The 16,056-nt window shown below is 56.9% G+C and carries 15 protein-coding genes and 1 riboswitch; of the genes, 6 read left to right on the forward strand and 9 right to left on the reverse strand.

Annotated elements, in window-relative coordinates; translation table 11 throughout:
* Positions 1-17 precede the first annotated feature (17 nt).
* The 4 genes from yqiA to nudF are packed head-to-tail and all read right to left on the reverse strand — an operon-like array spanning position 18 to position 2,505.
* Positions 18-599, reverse strand: coding sequence for an esterase YqiA (yqiA, locus tag SP99_RS18920; RefSeq protein WP_045285909.1), 582 nt, complete (start codon positions 597-599; stop codon positions 18-20).
* Positions 599-1,426: a 3',5'-cyclic-AMP phosphodiesterase gene (gene cpdA / locus SP99_RS18925; protein WP_045285910.1), complete on the reverse strand. Its 828-nt coding sequence runs from the start codon at positions 1,424-1,426 to the stop codon at positions 599-601. Before cpdA ends, yqiA begins: the two co-directional genes overlap by 1 nt.
* 27 nt (positions 1,427-1,453) lie before the next feature.
* A complete protein-coding gene (locus SP99_RS18930) occupies positions 1,454-1,876 on the reverse strand; it encodes a DUF1249 family protein (protein ID WP_003862516.1) in 423 nt (140 codons plus the stop codon).
* Positions 1,873-2,505 carry an ADP-ribose diphosphatase gene (nudF, locus tag SP99_RS18935; protein WP_025758512.1) on the reverse strand — a complete coding sequence of 211 codons (633 nt, stop codon included), beginning with the start codon at positions 2,503-2,505 and terminating at the stop codon, positions 1,873-1,875. The genes SP99_RS18930 and nudF overlap by 4 nt, the downstream gene beginning before the upstream one ends.
* Positions 2,506-2,709: 204 nt before the next feature.
* Between nudF and tolC the strand changes: the two genes are divergently transcribed.
* The 3 genes from tolC to SP99_RS18950 all read left to right on the forward strand — a co-directional run bounded on the left by tolC (position 2,710) and on the right by SP99_RS18950 (position 6,211).
* Positions 2,710-4,188: an outer membrane channel protein TolC gene (tolC, locus tag SP99_RS18940; protein ID WP_047959478.1), complete on the forward strand. Its 1,479-nt coding sequence runs from the start codon at positions 2,710-2,712 to the stop codon at positions 4,186-4,188.
* Between the two features lie 194 nt (positions 4,189-4,382).
* Positions 4,383-5,048 (forward strand): DUF1190 family protein, encoded by a 666-nt coding sequence (locus SP99_RS18945; protein WP_025758515.1) that lies wholly within the window; start codon positions 4,383-4,385, stop codon positions 5,046-5,048.
* Positions 5,049-5,050: 2 nt separating this feature from the next.
* Positions 5,051-6,211: a glutathionylspermidine synthase family protein gene (locus SP99_RS18950; RefSeq protein WP_047959479.1), complete on the forward strand. Its 1,161-nt coding sequence runs from the start codon at positions 5,051-5,053 to the stop codon at positions 6,209-6,211.
* Positions 6,212-6,304: 93 nt separating this feature from the next.
* Here the strand turns inward: SP99_RS18950 and ygiD are convergent, their stop codons facing one another.
* Entirely contained in the window at positions 6,305-7,093 is a 789-nt protein-coding gene (ygiD, locus tag SP99_RS18955) for a 4,5-DOPA-extradiol-dioxygenase (RefSeq protein WP_025758517.1), read from the reverse strand.
* Positions 7,094-7,289: 196 nt separating this feature from the next.
* On the opposite strand from ygiD, the gene zupT reads away from it, so the two are divergent.
* The gene (zupT, locus tag SP99_RS18960) at positions 7,290-8,063 is read left to right on the forward strand and encodes a zinc transporter ZupT (protein ID WP_025758519.1); all 774 of its coding nucleotides are present in this window, start codon (positions 7,290-7,292) and stop codon (positions 8,061-8,063) included.
* 31 nt (positions 8,064-8,094) lie between these two features.
* On the opposite strand, the gene ribB is transcribed toward zupT, so the two are convergent.
* Complete coding sequence (ribB, locus tag SP99_RS18965) at positions 8,095-8,748, reverse strand: 3,4-dihydroxy-2-butanone-4-phosphate synthase (protein ID WP_008502964.1); 654 nt, start codon at positions 8,746-8,748, stop codon at positions 8,095-8,097.
* A gap of 109 nt (positions 8,749-8,857) precedes the next feature.
* Positions 8,858-9,008: riboswitch (FMN riboswitch) on the reverse strand.
* Between the two features lie 119 nt (positions 9,009-9,127).
* Between ribB and ubiK the strand changes: the two genes are divergently transcribed.
* Positions 9,128-9,424: a ubiquinone biosynthesis accessory factor UbiK gene (gene ubiK / locus SP99_RS18970; RefSeq protein ID WP_013098757.1), complete on the forward strand. Its 297-nt coding sequence runs from the start codon at positions 9,128-9,130 to the stop codon at positions 9,422-9,424.
* 95 nt (positions 9,425-9,519) lie between these two features.
* Here ubiK and hldE read toward each other — a convergent pair whose 3' ends face one another.
* Genes hldE through SP99_RS18985 form a run of 3 tightly spaced genes read right to left on the reverse strand, consistent with a single transcriptional unit; the run spans position 9,520 to position 15,169 of the window.
* Positions 9,520-10,950, reverse strand: a complete 1,431-nt coding sequence (gene hldE / locus SP99_RS18975; RefSeq protein WP_045285913.1) for a bifunctional D-glycero-beta-D-manno-heptose-7-phosphate kinase/D-glycero-beta-D-manno-heptose 1-phosphate adenylyltransferase HldE — start codon at positions 10,948-10,950, stop codon at positions 9,520-9,522.
* 40 nt (positions 10,951-10,990) lie between these two features.
* Positions 10,991-13,846: a bifunctional [glutamate--ammonia ligase]-adenylyl-L-tyrosine phosphorylase/[glutamate--ammonia-ligase] adenylyltransferase gene (glnE, locus tag SP99_RS18980; RefSeq protein ID WP_047959480.1), complete on the reverse strand. Its 2,856-nt coding sequence runs from the start codon at positions 13,844-13,846 to the stop codon at positions 10,991-10,993.
* Positions 13,847-13,867: 21 nt separating this feature from the next.
* A complete protein-coding gene (locus tag SP99_RS18985; RefSeq protein WP_047959481.1) occupies positions 13,868-15,169 on the reverse strand; it encodes a CYTH domain-containing protein in 1,302 nt (433 codons plus the stop codon).
* Positions 15,170-15,398: 229 nt separating this feature from the next.
* Between SP99_RS18985 and SP99_RS18990 the strand changes: the two genes are divergently transcribed.
* Positions 15,399-16,019 (forward strand): TIGR04211 family SH3 domain-containing protein, encoded by a 621-nt coding sequence (locus SP99_RS18990; RefSeq protein ID WP_025758524.1) that lies wholly within the window; start codon positions 15,399-15,401, stop codon positions 16,017-16,019.
* Positions 16,020-16,056: the final 37 nt, after the last annotated feature.

The raw sequence follows: 16,056 nt of genomic DNA on the forward strand, positions 1-16,056 counted from the left end.
GCAATTCGCATTGATTGTCAGTGGCTGTGCAGTCCAAGAAAATCGACAATCTGGGTGAAATGATTCTCAAAGCCCGTGAAAGCATGATTTCCGCCCTCTTCTATAGTCTGGCGGCAGGATGCGTAATACGCCACTGCCTGGCGGTAATCCAGCACTTCATCTCCCGTCTGTTGCAGCAGCCAGATGAGATCCGGCGCTTCAAGCGGGTCGACCTGCATAACTTTGAGATCGTAAATATGGCGTGACTCTAGCACATATTGCTGGCCGGTGTAGGGGTTCTCGTTTTCGCCAAGAAAGTCCCGCAGCAGCTCAAATGGCCGTACCGCCGGATTGACCACAACGGCCGGCAGCATGAAGCATTGCGACAGCCAGGTGGCGTAGTACCCGCCCAGCGATGAGCCGACCACACCGAATGACTCGCCGCCGTGTTCAAGCACAATAGATTCCAGCATCTCCGCGGCCTCCGCAGGATAGGGCGGCAGCTGCGGGATGATCATCTCAACGTCGGGGTGATGCTCGCTCAGCCAGTGGCGAAACTGTGTCGCCTTTGCGGAGCGCGGCGAGCTGTTGAATCCGTGCAGATAAAGGAGCGTAGACATCAGTAGCCTTCAGAAGCGGTATCCGGGCGGAATTTTGCGCCGGTCAGACGACAGACTTCCGTGGTCAGCGTGCCATCGGCATGCAGGTCCAGCCAGCGCCAGCCTGGTGCGATGGTATCCAGCGTAAAGTTGGCGCAGTGCGGTTTAAACTGCACGCAGGTCGACGGCGTCGCCAGCATACGGCGCCCATTCCAGTCGAGATCCTGTTCCTGATGAATATGTCCGCACAGCAGGTTTTTTACCCGCGGGAACTTCGCCAGTACGTGATCCAGCGCCGCAGAGTTGCGCAGGCTGTGTTGATCGAGCCAGCTGCACCCCGCCGGCAGAGGATGATGATGAAGCAACAGCAGCGTATGACGTTCAGGCTCAGCAGCCAGTTTGGTCTCCAGCCAGTCGAGTTGAAACTCGCTTAACTCACCGTGCGGAACGCCGAATACCTGGCTGTCCAGCAGCAGGATCTGCCACTGTTCACCCGCAAAGACACATTTCGCCGGAGAAATGCCCGCATCCTGAAGAGAACTGTACATCGCCGGCTGGAAATCATGGTTTCCAGGCAGCCAGACGCAAGGCACGCTAAAGCTCGCGATGCCTTCAGCGAAATGCTGGTAGGCCGCGGAGGATTGATCCTGCGCCAAATCGCCGGTTGCGACAATCAGATCGCATGCACGATTTTCAGCGTGAATGGCGCTAAGTACCGCCTGATAACTCTCCCAGGTATTGACCCCCAGCAGCGTCTCATGCTTTTCGGCAAAAAGGTGGGTATCGGTGATTTGTAATATCCTGACTGGCGCCCCACCAGCAACAGTCAGGTTCAACAGGCTTTCCAAATGGTGTCCTTAGGTAGGTTTATGACGCTAACAAACCGGAATCGCCATTGCTCCATGTGCTAAACAATACCTTAGCCAGTCGGCTAAAAACTGGTTAATTTGATGCTTTTCGTCGCGTTGATGCAACTTTTTATTCGGATAATCATACCGCGCCTTGAAACGAAAGATCTGCTGACTTGAACACACTTCAGCGACCATCGCGTCGTGATAGAGGCGCACCGTCATCGACGGCAGGCTCCAGTAACTGATGCTGGGGGCCGTTTGCTCAATCTCCACCAGCGTAGTGTAGCGCGTTGATTCTGTTATCGTTAACCGATACTGCGCATTGCTCACCTGATAGCTTACCGTTTCGCCGGGTGCGTCGTTTCTCGGCAGCAGGCGGCGCAATTGTGCGAAATTGGTTTCGCACAGGCGCATCATTTCTGGGAAGTCAGGCGTATAGCGCTTCATTTTTTCCACTCGTTTCGTAATGTCTGATAATGCAGCTGTAGCCATTGCAGGGCGATGACAGACGCTGCGTTGTCGATTTTCCCCTCTTCTACCCACTGATAAGCCTGTTCCCGGCTCACCACATGAACCCGAATATCTTCGTTTTCATCTGCCAGACCGTGGATCCCTTCCGCCGTCGTGGCGTCCACTTCGCCAACCATAATGGACAAGCGCTCGCTGGTGCCCCCCGGGCTTGCCAGATAGCTCAACACCGGTTTGGTGCGGCCCACCACCAGCCCCGCCTCTTCCAGCGCCTCGCGACGGGCGACGTCCTCGACCGACTCACCTTCTTCGATCATCCCGGCCACCATTTCCAGCAGCCACGGGCTTTCACTGACGTCATAAGCGGCAATGCGGATCTGCTCCACCAGTACAACTTCGTCACGCACTGGGTCAAAGGGTAGCAAGACTGCCGCATGGCCGCGCTCAAAAATTTCGCGTCGGATTTCGCCGCTCATTTCACCGTTAAACAAGCGATGCCGGAAACGGTAAAGTTCCATCGAAAAAAAACCGCTATAAAGCGTTTCTCGTGCAATAATTTCTACATCGTTTTTGGCGAATGTCACGGGCAACTTTTCTGGTTTTTGCATGAGTCGGGTCCTGGTAGCAATAGTGATGAAATGATGAATTTCAAGGCTGTTTGGCTGCCGTTTGTAAGGCTCTATGGTAGATTGGTGCAAATTACCGCCAGATGGCACGTAACGCCAACCTTTTGGTGTGGATGATTCTGTTAGAATCGGCAATTATTTTTTAATTAGATCAGCGCTAATACTGCTTCACAACAAGGAATGCAAATGAAGAAATTGCTCCCCATCCTTATCGGCCTGAGCCTGACGGGCTTCAGTGCAATGAGCCAGGCGGAAAACCTGTTACAGGTCTACCAGCAGGCACGTCTGGGCAACCCTGATTTACGTAAATCAGCGGCCGATCGTGATGCTGCGTTTGAAAAGATTAACGAAGCACGTAGCCCACTGCTGCCGCAGTTAGGCTTAGGTGCAGATTATACCTACAGCAACGGTTTCCGCGACGCTAACGGCGTTAACTCCAATGCTACCAGCGCCTCACTGCAATTGACACAAACGCTGTTTGATATGTCCAAATGGCGCGCCCTGACCCTGCAGGAAAAGAGCGCGGGCATTCAGGATGTGACCTATCAGACCGACCAGCAAACGCTGATCCTGAACACGGCCACAGCTTACTTTAACGTGCTGAGCGCGATCGACGCGCTCTCCTACACCGAAGCGCAGAAACAGGCCATTTACCGTCAGTTAGATCAAACCACCCAGCGTTTCAACGTGGGTCTGGTGGCGATCACCGACGTGCAGAACGCCCGTTCACAGTACGACACCGTGCTGGCTAACGAAGTGACCGCGCGTAACAACCTCGATAACGCGCTGGAATCCCTGCGTCAGGTCACCGGGAATTACTACCCGGAACTGGCCTCCCTGAACGTGGACAACTTCAAAACGGATAAGCCGCAGGCGGTTAACGCCCTGCTGAAAGAGGCGGAAAACCGTAACCTGACGCTGCTGCAGGCGCGTCTGAGCCAGGACCTGGCCCGCGAGCAGATTCGTCAGGCGCAGGACGGCCACCTGCCAACCCTGAGCCTGACCGCGTCTACCGGTGTTTCTGACACGACCTATAGCGGCTCTAAAACCAATTCTGCCCAGTATGACGACAGCAATATGGGTCAGAACAAAGTGGGTCTGAGCTTCTCCCTGCCGCTGTATCAGGGCGGTCAGGTCAACTCTCAGGTGAAACAGGCGCAGTACAACTTTGTGGGCGCGAGCGAGCAGCTGGAAAGCGCGCACCGCAACGTGGTGCAGACCGTGCGTTCTTCCTTCAACAACGTGAACGCGTCGATCAGCAGCATCAACGCCTATAAACAGGCCGTGGTGTCTGCACAGAGCTCCCTGGATGCGATGGAAGCGGGTTACTCCGTCGGTACACGTACTATCGTTGACGTGCTGGACGCGACCACCACGCTGTACAACGCCAAACAGCAGCTCTCCAGCGCTCGTTACCAGTACCTGATTAACCAGCTGAACATCAAACAGGCTCTGGGTACGCTGAACGAGCAGGATCTGCAGATGCTGAACAGCGCGCTGGGCAAACCGGTCTCAACTTCTCCGGACAGTGTTGCACCGGAGAACCCGGAGCAGGTAGCCGCAGTTGATAACTTCAACGCTGACAGCAGCGCGCCTGCTGCACAACCAGCCGCTGCGCGTACCACGACGTCCGCCAGCAAAGGCAATAATCCGTTCCGTAACTAAGCATTGCCCGATGGCGCTTCGCTTATCGGGCCTACTGAATCGTAGGCCGGATCAGCGCAGCGCCACCCGGCGCAAAATCACGCCCGAACGTAAGCCAACGTAAAGATCCCCCTGATTCCGCCCCTCTTCGCTTCATTTTCAACCACTCATCCTCTATCCTGAGCGTTATTACCACTGGGTCCTGGAAGACAAACATGAAACGGACAAAATCCATTAATCACGCGTCGTTCCGCAAAAGCTGGAACGCCCGTCATCTCACCCCTGTTGCGCTGGCGGTCACCGCGGTCTTTATGCTGGCAGGCTGTGAGAAAAACGACGAAACGGTTTCGCTGTATCAAAATGCAGACGACTGCTCTGCGGCAACCGGTAAAGCCGCCGAATGTAAGACGGCCTACACCAATGCCCTGAAAGAAGCGGAACGTACCGCACCGAAATATGCCTCACGCGAAGACTGCGTGGCCGAGTTCGGTGAAGGTCAGTGCCAGCAGACGCCTGCTCAGGCGGGCACGGCGCCAGAAAATCAGGCGCAGGCGCAGTCCAGCGGCAGCTTCTGGATGCCGCTGATGGCTGGCTACATGATGGGCCGCCTGATGGGTGGCGGTGCGGGTTATCAGCAGCAGCCGCTGTTTAGCTCGAAAAACCCGGCCAGCCCGGCTTACGGCCAATACACCGATGCCAGCGGCAAAGGCTATGGCGCAGCTACCCCAGGCCGCACCGTGACCGTACCGAAAACGGCAATGGCACCGAAACCGGCTACCACCAGCACCATCACCCGCGGCGGGTTTGGTGAGTCTGTGGCGAAACAGACCAGCATGCAGCGTAGCGCGACAGGCACCTCTTCTCGCTCAATGGGCGGCTGATCATGGAACGAGTCAGTATTACCGAGCGCCCGGACTGGCGCGAAAAAGCCACCGAATACGGTTTTAACTTCCACACCATGTACGGTGAGCCGTACTGGTGTGAAGACGCCTATTACAGGCTGTCGCTGGACCAGGTTGAAAAACTGGAAGCGGTGACGGCCGAGCTGCACCAGATGTGCCTGAAGGTCGTGGAAAAGGTTATCGACAGCGACGCGCTGATGGCAAAGTTCCGCATTCCAAAGCACACCTGGGGCTTTGTACGTCAGTCGTGGAAAACGAATCAGCCTTCGCTTTACTCTCGTCTTGATCTGGCATGGGACGGCGTGGGTGAACCTAAGCTGCTGGAAAACAACGCCGATACGCCGACCTCCCTGTACGAAGCGGCGTTCTTCCAGTGGATCTGGCTGGAAGACCAGATGAACGCCGGAAACCTGCCGGAAGGCAGCGACCAGTTCAACAGCCTGCAGGAAAAGCTGATCGAGCGTTTTGCCGAGCTGCGTGAACAGCATGGCTTCAATCTGCTGCATCTCGCCTGCTGCCGCGACACGGAAGAAGACCGTGGCACGGTTCAGTATCTGCAGGACTGTGCGGCCGAAGCGGAAGTGGCGACCGAGTTCCTCTATATCGAGGATATCGGCCTGGGTGAGAAAGGCCAGTTTACCGACATGCAGGACCAGGTGATCAGTAACCTGTTCAAACTCTACCCGTGGGAATACATGCTGCGTGAGATGTTCTCCACCAAGCTGGAAGATGCGGGCGTACGCTGGCTGGAACCGGCCTGGAAGAGCATTATCTCCAACAAGGCCCTGCTGCCGATGCTGTGGGAGATGTTCCCGAACCACCCGAACCTGCTGCCGGCCTATTTTGCGGAAGATGATTACCCGCAAATGGAAAAATATGTCGTGAAGCCTATCTTCTCTCGCGAGGGGGCAAACGTCTCCATTATTGAAAACGGTAAAACGCTGGAAGCGGTTGAAGGGCCTTACGGCGAAGAAGGGATGATCGTCCAGGAATTCTATCAACTGCCGAAATTTGGCGACAGTTATACGCTGATTGGCAGCTGGCTCATCAACGATCAACCAGCCGGAATTGGCATCCGCGAAGATCGCGCGCTGATCACGCAGGATCTGTCACGGTTTTATCCGCACATCTTTATTGAGTAAGGCTGCGGCCTGATGCCCTCACCCCGGCCCTCTCCCACAGGGAGAGGGAGTAAACACCAAAAACGGCAACCTGACGTTGCCGTTTTGCTTTTATTATCCCACCTGCACCGACAGCATACTCAAACTTCCCATCTCAATACCGTCAACCGGGATCGTAATCGGCTCTTGTCCATCCCATGCGCCAAGAACGTACAGCAGCGGCAGGAAATGCTCCGGCGTCGGGTTAGAGAGCGAACCGCCCTCGTGATCCAGATAGTTCACCAGCGGATGCTCCTCCACCGGGCCCTGCCAGGACAGGTTCGCTTTTACAAAGTCGTTAAACGATGTTGCCCACGGGTACGGGGTATTTTCACCGTGCCAGCGTGCCGTGCGAAGGTTATGCACCACGTTGCCGCTCGCCACCAGCATGATGCCTTCATCACGAAGCGAAGCCAGCTTGCGCCCCATCTCCATGTGCCAGGCGGCCGGTTTGGTGCTGTCGATGCTCAGCTGCACCATCGGGATATCCGCATCAGGGTACATTTTGATCAGCACGCCCCACGAGCCATGGTCAAAGCCCCAGGCTTCTTTATCCAGCGCGACCGGGACAGGTGCCAGCAAATCAACCAGCTTTTGTGCCAGCTCAGGCGAGCCGGGGGCCGGATAATGTGTGTCATACAGCGCCTGCGGGAAGCCGCCGAAATCATGAATGGTTTTTGGCGTTTCCATGGCGGTCACGCCCGTCCCGCGGGTAAACCAGTGTGCAGACACCACCACAATCGCTTTTGGACGCGGCAACGTTTCGCCCAGATGATGCCATGCGCGGGTATAGACGTTATCTTCCAGCACGTTCATGGGGCTACCGTGGCCTAAAAACAGGGCTGGCATACGGGAAGTAGTCATGGTGATATCCTTACAGAAGGTGTCAATTTAATGGTGCTACATTACGCGCAATCGGGCCAGGATGAACGCTGATAAGCGTGAAGATCATCATCAGGAAATTTGAATGTAAGGAATGTGTAAAACAGCGTTCCCTCTCTCGCTTTACGCGTAGTGAATCATTAGGATTAATGAGAATCATTATCATAAGGAGAAATGCATGTCAGTCCCCTTGATCCTGACCATCCTGGCGGGCGCCGCAACCTTTATCGGTGCACTCCTCGGCGTGCTTGGCCAGAAGCCGTCTAACCGCGTACTGGCCTTTTCACTGGGCTTTGCTGCCGGGATCATGCTGCTTATCTCCCTGATGGAGATGCTCCCCGCCGCGTTGGGCACAGAGGGCATGTCTCCGCTGCTGGGTTACGGTATGTTTGTCTTTGGCCTGCTGGGGTACTTTGCTCTTGACCGTATGCTACCGCACGCGCATCCGCAGGATTTAATGCAGAAAAACATCACCCCCATGCCGCGGAATATTAAGCGCACGGCGATTCTGCTGACGCTGGGCATCAGCCTGCATAACTTCCCGGAAGGGGTCGCCACCTATGTGACGGCCAGCAGTAATCTTGAGATGGGCTTCGGCATCGCGCTGGCGGTCGCCTTACACAATATTCCTGAAGGACTGGCCGTTGCCGGGCCGGTTTATGCCGCCACGGGTTCAAAGCGAACGGCCGTGTTTTGGGCAGGGATATCCGGCATGGCAGAAATTCTTGGCGGCGTGCTGGCCTGGCTGATCCTTGGCAGCCTGGTCTCGCCTGTTGTGATGGCGGCCATCATGGCAGCGGTGGCCGGGATTATGGTCGCGCTTTCGGTGGATGAACTGATGCCGTTGGCGAAAGAGATTGACCCGAACAACAACCCCAGTTACGGCGTGCTGTGCGGAATGTCGGTGATGGGGTTCAGCCTGGTATTGCTGCAGACGGCAGGAATTGGGTAAAAAAACGCCGGGATGTCCCGGCGTTTTATCATCAGCTGGCTTTGCGCTCGTGCGCCTGGCGATACTCGATCAGATCTTCAATCGTCACGACCGGCATGTTGTGCAGACGTGCGAAGGTGATGCACTCTGGCGCACGCGCCATGGTGCCGTCGTCGTTGGTCAGTTCACACAGCACGCCAGCGGGTTTGAAGCCTGCCAGCGTCACCAGATCGATGGTCGCTTCGGTGTGACCACCGCGGGTCAGCACGCCACCCGCCTGCGCACGCAGTGGGAAGACGTGGCCAGGACGGTGCAGATCGGAAGGTTTTGCGTCATCGGCGATGGCGGCACGGACGGTGGTCAGACGGTCAGCCGCCGATACACCGGTGGTCACGCCATGCGCGGCTTCGATGGTCACGGTAAAACCGGTTCCGAAGGCGCTGGTGTTGTTCTCAACCATCATTGGCAGCTCAAGCTGCTTACGACGGTCTTCAGTAATACACAGGCATACGATGCCGCTGCCGTGACGGATGGTCAGCGCCATCTGTTCAACGGTCATGTTTTCGGCGGCGAAAATCATGTCGCCTTCGTTTTCACGGTTTTCATCGTCAAGCACCATCACACCGCGACCTTCGCGCAGCGCATCCAGTGCATGTTCAACACGTTGAGTTGAAGTGCCAAAAGAGGAAAGTAGCGTCTGATTCATGGTAAAAAAACCTCATTAACATTATGGTTACCAGAATCAGGGCAGTCTTAGGAGCGCCGTATTATAAGCGGCAAAAAGATAACGTGAGCGGGCCCATGCCCGACTGGATCGTTACTCTCTCCCATCCGGACTCTAACCGTCGGCCCCGGAATTACACCGGATCTGCTGACCTTTGAGAATGCACCCAAAGCGCTCGCGGGCTTTCAGCGTTACGCTGATTTACCGCCGGTGGGGAATTTCGCCCCGCCCTGAGAATAAGCGAGATAACTATAACGCTATTGATTAACCTGGGCAATGCATAAGCATCAAACAATTTTGTTTACCCCGGGCATGACGCGCTACAATGGACACTAACACCTTTCCATCAAGGGAAACGACAATGATTGACCCGAAAAAAATTGAGCAGATCGCGCGTCAGGTTCATGAATCCATGCCAAAAGGCATTCGTGAATTTGGTGATGACGTTGAGAAGAAAATCCGCCAGACGCTGCAGGCGCAGTTGGTTCGCCTTGATTTAGTCAGCCGCGAAGAGTTTGACGTGCAGACGCAGGTGCTGCTGCGCACCCGCGAGAAGCTGGCGCTGCTGGAACAGCGTCTGACCGAGCTGGAAAACCGTAATACGCCGGAAGAAGTGAAGCCGGCCCCGGCGATTCCGCCGGTGGATGACCAGGCCTAAAATCAATGCAAAACGGCAACCTCGGTTGCCGTTTTTTAGGTTTGCGCCCTCTCCCGGTGGGAGAGGGTTGGGGTGAGGGCATCAGCCCGCACGGACTACTGACTGTCTTTCTGGATCTTCTTAATGATGTTGGTGGTTGAACACCCGTCTTCAAAGTTCAGCACCATCACTTCGCCGCCGTTGGCCCAGACCTCTTCGCTGCCCGCGATTTGCTCCGGTTTGTAATCCCCACCTTTCACCAGCAGATCCGGCAGAATTCCGGCAATCAGGCGCTGCGGTGTGTCTTCCTCAAATGACACCACCCAGTCCACCGCTTCCAGCGCGCCGAGGACGATCATGCGCTGTTCCAGCGGGTTCACCGGGCGCGTTTCGCCCTTCAGACGTTTCGTCGAGGCATCGCTGTTCACCGCCACAATCAGGCGATCGCCCAGCTTACGCGCATTCGCCAGATAAGAGACATGGCCCGCGTGCAGGATGTCGAACACACCGTTGGTCATCACCACTTTCTCACCGCGCTTGCGCGCAGCGGCGACGGCCACTTTCAGCTCGTCTTCGCTCATGACGCCAAAACCGGTATCGGCACGACCGCGTACCGCGTTTTCCAGCTCGATGGGCGAAACGGTAGAAGTACCGAGTTTCCCGACGACTACGCCTGCCGCCGCGTTGGCAAAATAGCACGCCTCTTCCAGAGAGTTACCCGCGGCCAGGGTTGCCGCCAGCACGCCAATCACTGTATCACCGGCACCGGTCACGTCGTACACTTCCTGCGCCTGAGTCGGCATATGCAGCGGCGCTTTACCCGGTTGCAGCAGGGTCATCCCCTGCTCGGAGCGGGTGACCAGCAGCGCAGAGAGTTCGAAGTCAGCAATGATTTTCATGCCGCGCTCGACGATCTCGGCTTCGGTCTTGCATTTGCCCGCCACCGCTTCAAACTCAGAGAGGTTAGGCGTCAGCAACGTTGCGCCACGGTAACGCTCAAAATCGGTCCCTTTCGGGTCGATCAGCACCGGCACATTGGCTTTGCGCGCCAGCTGGATCATCGTCTGCACGCTCGCCAGCGCGCCTTTGGCGTAGTCGGACAGCACCAGTGCGCCGATATTGCCCAGCGCCTGGTTGATGCGCTCGTGCAGCGGCTCAGGATCAACCCCTTCGAACCCTTCTTCAAAGTCGAGACGGATCAGCTGCTGGTTACGCGACAATACGCGCAGCTTGGTAATGGTCGGGTGTGTCGGAACAGAAACGAAGTCGCACTTCACGTTCACGTCCGCCAGCGACTTGCTCAGCGCACGCGCCGCATCGTCAATGCCGGTCAGGCCCACCAGACGCGAATGCGCGCCCAGAGAAGCAATGTTCATCGCCACGTTTGCCGCGCCGCCGGGACGCTCTTCAATGGTGTCGACCTTAACCACCGGTACCGGTGCTTCCGGAGAGATGCGGCTGGTCGGCCCATACCAGTAGCGATCCAGCATCACATCCCCAACAACCATTACTCCAGCACGTTCAAACTCTGGCAGTGTTACTTTCATTCCTGACTCCAGAAAGATTCACAATTTGCGCGCGATAATATCACACTTGTTTTGTTACGCACGGTTCCACCAGCCACTTCTGCCAGCTGGCCGTTACCTGAGCGCGTTCAGCGGTGAAACAGTCCAGCGCCACATGCCCTGGCTGCTCCTGCAACGCCAGATGATGAAGTTCATCGCGCAGCGTGGTGTAGGCGCGGGTTAAGGCCAGCGCCTCCTGCTCGTCCATGATGTCATTTTGCGCCAGCAGTTCCAGAATGCGCACGTTATCCGACCAGCGCGTCAGCTTCGGCTTGTCGTGCGCGTGGAGCAGCACCAGATACTGGGTAATAAACTCGATATCGGTAATACCGCCCTCGTCGGCTTTGATATCAAAGCGATCGCGGTGTTTATTGCCCAGATGCGCGCGCATTTTTTCACGCATCTCGCGCACTTCGGTCTGCAGCGTACTGCCCTCACGCGGGGTGGTCATGACCTCCTTACGGATAGCATCGAACTGCGTTTTGAGCTGCGGATCGCCATACACCACGCGGGCGCGCACCAGCGCCTGATGCTCCCACGTCCAGGCTTCATTCTTCTGATAATCGGCGAAGGATTCCGTCGAGGTGACCAGCATGCCCGCCGCGCCGGATGGACGCAGACGGGCATCGACTTCATATAAAATGCCCGACGAGGTGCGGGTGCTGAACAGATGCATAATGCGCTGCGCCAGGCGCAGGTAGAACTGACGCCCGTCAATCTCACGCTCGCCGTCGGTCATCACGTCGACCGGGCAGTCGTGCAGGAAGATCAAATCCAGATCGGAGCTATAGCCCAGCTCCCAGCCGCCGAGCTTGCCGTAGCCTACCACCGCGAAGCCGCGACCTTCACGATCGGCCAGATGTTTCGGCTGGCCGTAGCGCGCCACCATCTGCACCCATGCCTGCTGTACCACCGCGTCGATGATCGCTTCCGCAAGCCAGGTTAAGTGATCGCTCACTTTCATCACCGGCAGCGTGCCGGCGATATCCGCCGCCGCCACGCGCAGCATCTGCGCCTGCTTAAACTGACGCAGCGCCTCCAGCTGTTGCTCCTCGTCCTCTTCCGGCACGCGCAGCAGATACTGACGCAGCTCGTCCCGGTAGGCATCGGTTGCCGTCGGCTGATAGAGGGTATTTGGATCGAGTAGCTCATCCAGCAGCAGCGGGTAACGCGCCAGCTTGTTAGCCACCATCGGCGACGCGGCGCAGAGCGTAATCAGGTGCTTCAGCGCGCCGGGGAACTCGCTTAGCAGTTCAAGATAGGTGGTGCGCGTGATAATGCCACTCAGCAGCGGCATCATGCGTGACAGGGGCACCGGCGCATCAGCCCGCGAACAGACCTCGCTCAGCAGGTGCGGCATCAGGTGATCCAGCACCTGACGTCCGCGCGGCCCAATGGCGCGTTTGTTCAGTTCGAGACGGAAATCGGCAATCAGCGCCACCACGCGATGGCGCGCGTCGTCGGTTAAGTGCGTCAACACCGGCGTGGTGTCATCTTCCTGGAGCGCGTCCTGCCACAGCTCGCGCCAGTGTTCGGAAAGCGCATCGTCCTGCGATTCGCTTTCATCATCACCGATCAGCTCGTTAAAGATTCGGCGCACGCCTGCCATATGAGCATCGAGCCGTTCGGTCAGCGTTGACCAGTCGTCCACGCGCATTCCCCACGCCAGACGCGCCCGGTTAAGGTCATCGCCCGGCAGGGTCTGGGTCTGTTCGTCATTGATGCTTTGCAGCAGGTTTTCCAGACGACGCAGGAACAGGTAGGCCTCGCGCAGGGTGTGCGCATCGCCGTCCGGCAGAAGGTGCAGTTGCTCAATCGCTGACAGCGTCGGCAGCAGCGAGCGGGACTGTAGCGACGGCTCGCGTCCGCCGCGAATAAGCTGGAAGACCTGAACAATAAATTCAATTTCGCGGATGCCGCCAGCGCCAAGCTTGATATTGTCCTTCAGGCCGCGACGGCGCACCTCACGGGCGATCATCCCTTTCATATTACGCAGGGACTGGATGACGCTGAAATCGATATAACGACGGAAGACAAACGGGCGCAGCATGGCGCGCAGCTCATTGGCATAGGCATCGTCGCTGTCGCCCATGATCCGCGCTTTGACCATCGCGTAACGCTCCCAGTCGCGCCCTTGCTCCTGGTAATAATCTTCCAGCGCCGCAAAGCTCAGCACCAGCGGGCCGCTGTCGCCAAACGGACGCAGGCGCATGTCCACACGGTAGACAAACCCGTCCTGGGTGGGTTGATCCAGCGCCTTAATCAGACGCTGACCGAGACGGGTAAAGAACTGGGCATTGTCCAGCTCGCGACGCCCGCCGCGCGTAGAGCCGTTCTCCGGCCAGGCAAAAATCAGGTCGATATCGGAGGAGAAATTCAGTTCGCAGCCGCCCAGCTTGCCCATCCCCAGGATCAACAGTGGCTGAGGAACCCCTTCCTCGCTGCACGGCGTGCCCCACTCTTTACAGCAGGCGGCGTAGAGCCAGTCTCGCGCGGCGACAATCAACGTTTGCGCCAGCTCGCTTAACTGCTGCAGCGTGCTCTCTTCACTCACGATTTCCAGCGCCTGCGCCCAGGCAATGCGCACCATCACCCGACGGCGGAACTGGCGCAGGGCGCGCATCAGCGCGGCCTCATCCGCAACGTCTTCGAGTGCAGTCTGCAGCCAGCCAGCATAGTGCCGCCACTCATCTGCCTGCGGCGGTGCGTTTTCAAGCTCCGCCAGCCAGTCCGGATTGGCGGTAATACTTTCCTGCACAAAGTCACTGAAGGCGAGCACGCTCTTCGCCTGTTCGCTTAACGATGACGCCGGTAATGACTCAGGCAGACGTTCGCAAACGGTCTGCCACTGCTGCTGTAACTGCGAAGAAAGCGGCATTTTAGGGGTTCCTTGCCAGAGTTAACGTTTTCCGCTGTGCAGCCAGAACGGCTCCTGCGAAATGGCCTCGTTACGGAAATGCTCTATCTCAATATGCTGACGGGTTTCAATGGCATGCTTCAGCCCCTGCCAGTTTTCCAGCCACGCCTGCGCCTTTGGACCGTCGTAAGCACCGGAGAGGAGCAGCATGCTGTCGATGTTGCGCGAAAGACGAGGGAGCTGATCGCCATACCTATCGCCCAGCGGATAGGCAAAGGTGTTTTTCAGCTCGGCGGCATGACGGGAGAGATGAATATCCGCAAAACGCTTAAAGTTTTCCGCGATTTTGGCCTGCGCTTTCGCATCCAGGAAAGCGCGCCAGCCGCGCGTCACCAGGAACTCGGTCAGTGCGAGTTTTGCCGTTGCGGTTTGCGGGCTGTAGATCGCCGTTTGCGCCGAGACGTCGGAAAGCATCAGCGTTTCGGTTTGCGTCAGCAGATCACGTAAGTGAGCACTCGCTTTCCGAGGGACGATGCCGCCGAAGAGCGCCAGGGTATGGCGCACCAGGGCAATAGCCGACAGCACGTGGTATTTGGCGTGTTTCACGTTTCGCACCCACAGCTCTTCATGGTACTGCCACTGAGAAAGCGCCAGTTCCAGTGCGGCTTCCAGTCCCTGCTCAACGCTGGCTTTCGGCGCAACGTGCAAAATGGTTGTCTCTTTCAGCGCACGTGGCGCATTCCCGGCGGCCAGATGGTAGCCCCGCGCGGCTTTGCTCAGGCTCCCCTGGCGCAATCCGGACTGGTTCACCAGCTTGCGCGCCAGCTTCAGCACATCGTTCGCATCCCCTTCCAGCAGCTCAAGCTCCAGTTCGCAAATCGGCTCCTGGAACTCACCCGCCTTCACGTCACCCAAATCCAGGGCGATTTCAATGCGGCTTTTGCCTTCTGCCACCAGCCATTTTTCGCGCCAGAAATCGGTGCTGAACAGCGGCTGCACCTGTTCCGCGAGGGTGGAAGGCAACACACCTTCCGGCCAGACTTCGGCCGGGAAACGTTCCAGCTCAAGTTCTGGCTTATTGATGTCGATATTATATTCCGGACGCTGATGTAACCCGCCGACCACGCGGCCGGCAATTTTCATCGTCATCTCGTAGCGTCCGCTTGCGCCGCGGATGCGCAGCCCCATATCGTGGCGGCGCAGCCACTTGTCTGGCGTTTCGTAATAGATATTAAGCAGTTGTACCGGTGCATGGTGTTCGCCGGAAAGCGTATGCAGATGCTGGCGGAGTGCGTCAACGCTGTCTTTTTCGACGATAAATTTTAATTCGATTTCCTGAGCCATAGCCTTGTACTTTTGCGGGCGTCACAGACGCGTCAATGAGGGCGAACTTCCTCGCCATTTATTTGTCAGTACATAGTATTTTGCGCCAAATTGCCATGCAATGAGCAATTTGACGGGCGTAAATGTGTAGAGTCGTGACACAGATGATTCTGATTGCTGACGAATGCTTTGCGTAGAGACACTGTTGCCACTACTATCGTTCCACTTTTTATGAAAATAACGACTAATGATGCTTAAATTACGCCTGATTGGACTTACTTTACTCGCTTTTAGCGCCGCAACCGCCGTGCACGCTGAAGAGAAGCGTTACGTTTCTGACGAACTGAACACCTGGGTACGCAGTGGCCCCGGAGATAATTATCGCCTCGTGGGCACGGTAAATGCCGGCGAGGAAGTGACGCTGTTACAGACCAACGCGGAGACCAATTACGGTCAGGTTCGCGACAGTTCCGGCCGTACGTCCTGGATCCCGCTGAAAGAGCTGAGCACCGTGCCAAGCCTGCGCACCCGCGTGCCGGATCTGGAAAACCAGGTAAAAACCCTGACCGACAAGCTGAATAACATCGACGGCACCTGGAACCAGCGCACCGCTGAAATGCAGCAGAAAGTGGCGCAGAGCGATGGGGTGATCAACGGTCTGAAAGAAGAGAACCAGAAACTGAAAAACGAGCTGATTGTCGCGCAGAAGAAAGTGAATGCCGCCAATCTGCAGCTCGATGACAAACAGCGCACCATCATCATGCAGTGGTTTATGTATGGCGGCGGCGTGCTGGGCGTGGGTCTGGTGCTGGGTCTGGTTCTGCCGCATCTGATCCCAAGCCGTAAGCGTAAAGACCGCTGGATGAACTAATTCGTCTTCTCTGCCAGACTTACGTATTATCCTGGAA

Source organism: Enterobacter sp. BIDMC92, from assembly GCF_001030225.1.
GTDB lineage: Bacteria > Pseudomonadota > Gammaproteobacteria > Enterobacterales > Enterobacteriaceae > Enterobacter > Enterobacter sichuanensis.

What these genes read in the sequence shown, in the direction of transcription:
- zupT (WP_025758519.1), top strand. Translation starts at nt 7,290, where the DNA reads ATGTCAGTCCCCTTGATCCTGACCATCCTGGCGGGCGCCGCAACCTTT.
- ygiD (WP_025758517.1), bottom strand. Translation starts at nt 7,093, where the DNA reads ATGACTACTTCCCGTATGCCAGCCCTGTTTTTAGGCCACGGTAGCCCC.
- SP99_RS18945 (WP_025758515.1), top strand. Translation starts at nt 4,383, where the DNA reads ATGAAACGGACAAAATCCATTAATCACGCGTCGTTCCGCAAAAGCTGG.
- yqiA (WP_045285909.1), bottom strand. Translation starts at nt 599, where the DNA reads ATGTCTACGCTCCTTTATCTGCACGGATTCAACAGCTCGCCGCGCTCC.
- SP99_RS18990 (WP_025758524.1), top strand. Translation starts at nt 15,399, where the DNA reads ATGCTTAAATTACGCCTGATTGGACTTACTTTACTCGCTTTTAGCGCC.
- ubiK (WP_013098757.1), top strand. Translation starts at nt 9,128, where the DNA reads ATGATTGACCCGAAAAAAATTGAGCAGATCGCGCGTCAGGTTCATGAA.
- nudF (WP_025758512.1), bottom strand. Translation starts at nt 2,505, where the DNA reads ATGCAAAAACCAGAAAAGTTGCCCGTGACATTCGCCAAAAACGATGTA.
- glnE (WP_047959480.1), bottom strand. Translation starts at nt 13,846, where the DNA reads ATGCCGCTTTCTTCGCAGTTACAGCAGCAGTGGCAGACCGTTTGCGAA.
- SP99_RS18950 (WP_047959479.1), top strand. Translation starts at nt 5,051, where the DNA reads ATGGAACGAGTCAGTATTACCGAGCGCCCGGACTGGCGCGAAAAAGCC.
- SP99_RS18985 (WP_047959481.1), bottom strand. Translation starts at nt 15,169, where the DNA reads ATGGCTCAGGAAATCGAATTAAAATTTATCGTCGAAAAAGACAGCGTT.
- ribB (WP_008502964.1), bottom strand. Translation starts at nt 8,748, where the DNA reads ATGAATCAGACGCTACTTTCCTCTTTTGGCACTTCAACTCAACGTGTT.
- SP99_RS18930 (WP_003862516.1), bottom strand. Translation starts at nt 1,876, where the DNA reads ATGAAGCGCTATACGCCTGACTTCCCAGAAATGATGCGCCTGTGCGAA.
- tolC (WP_047959478.1), top strand. Translation starts at nt 2,710, where the DNA reads ATGAAGAAATTGCTCCCCATCCTTATCGGCCTGAGCCTGACGGGCTTC.
- hldE (WP_045285913.1), bottom strand. Translation starts at nt 10,950, where the DNA reads ATGAAAGTAACACTGCCAGAGTTTGAACGTGCTGGAGTAATGGTTGTT.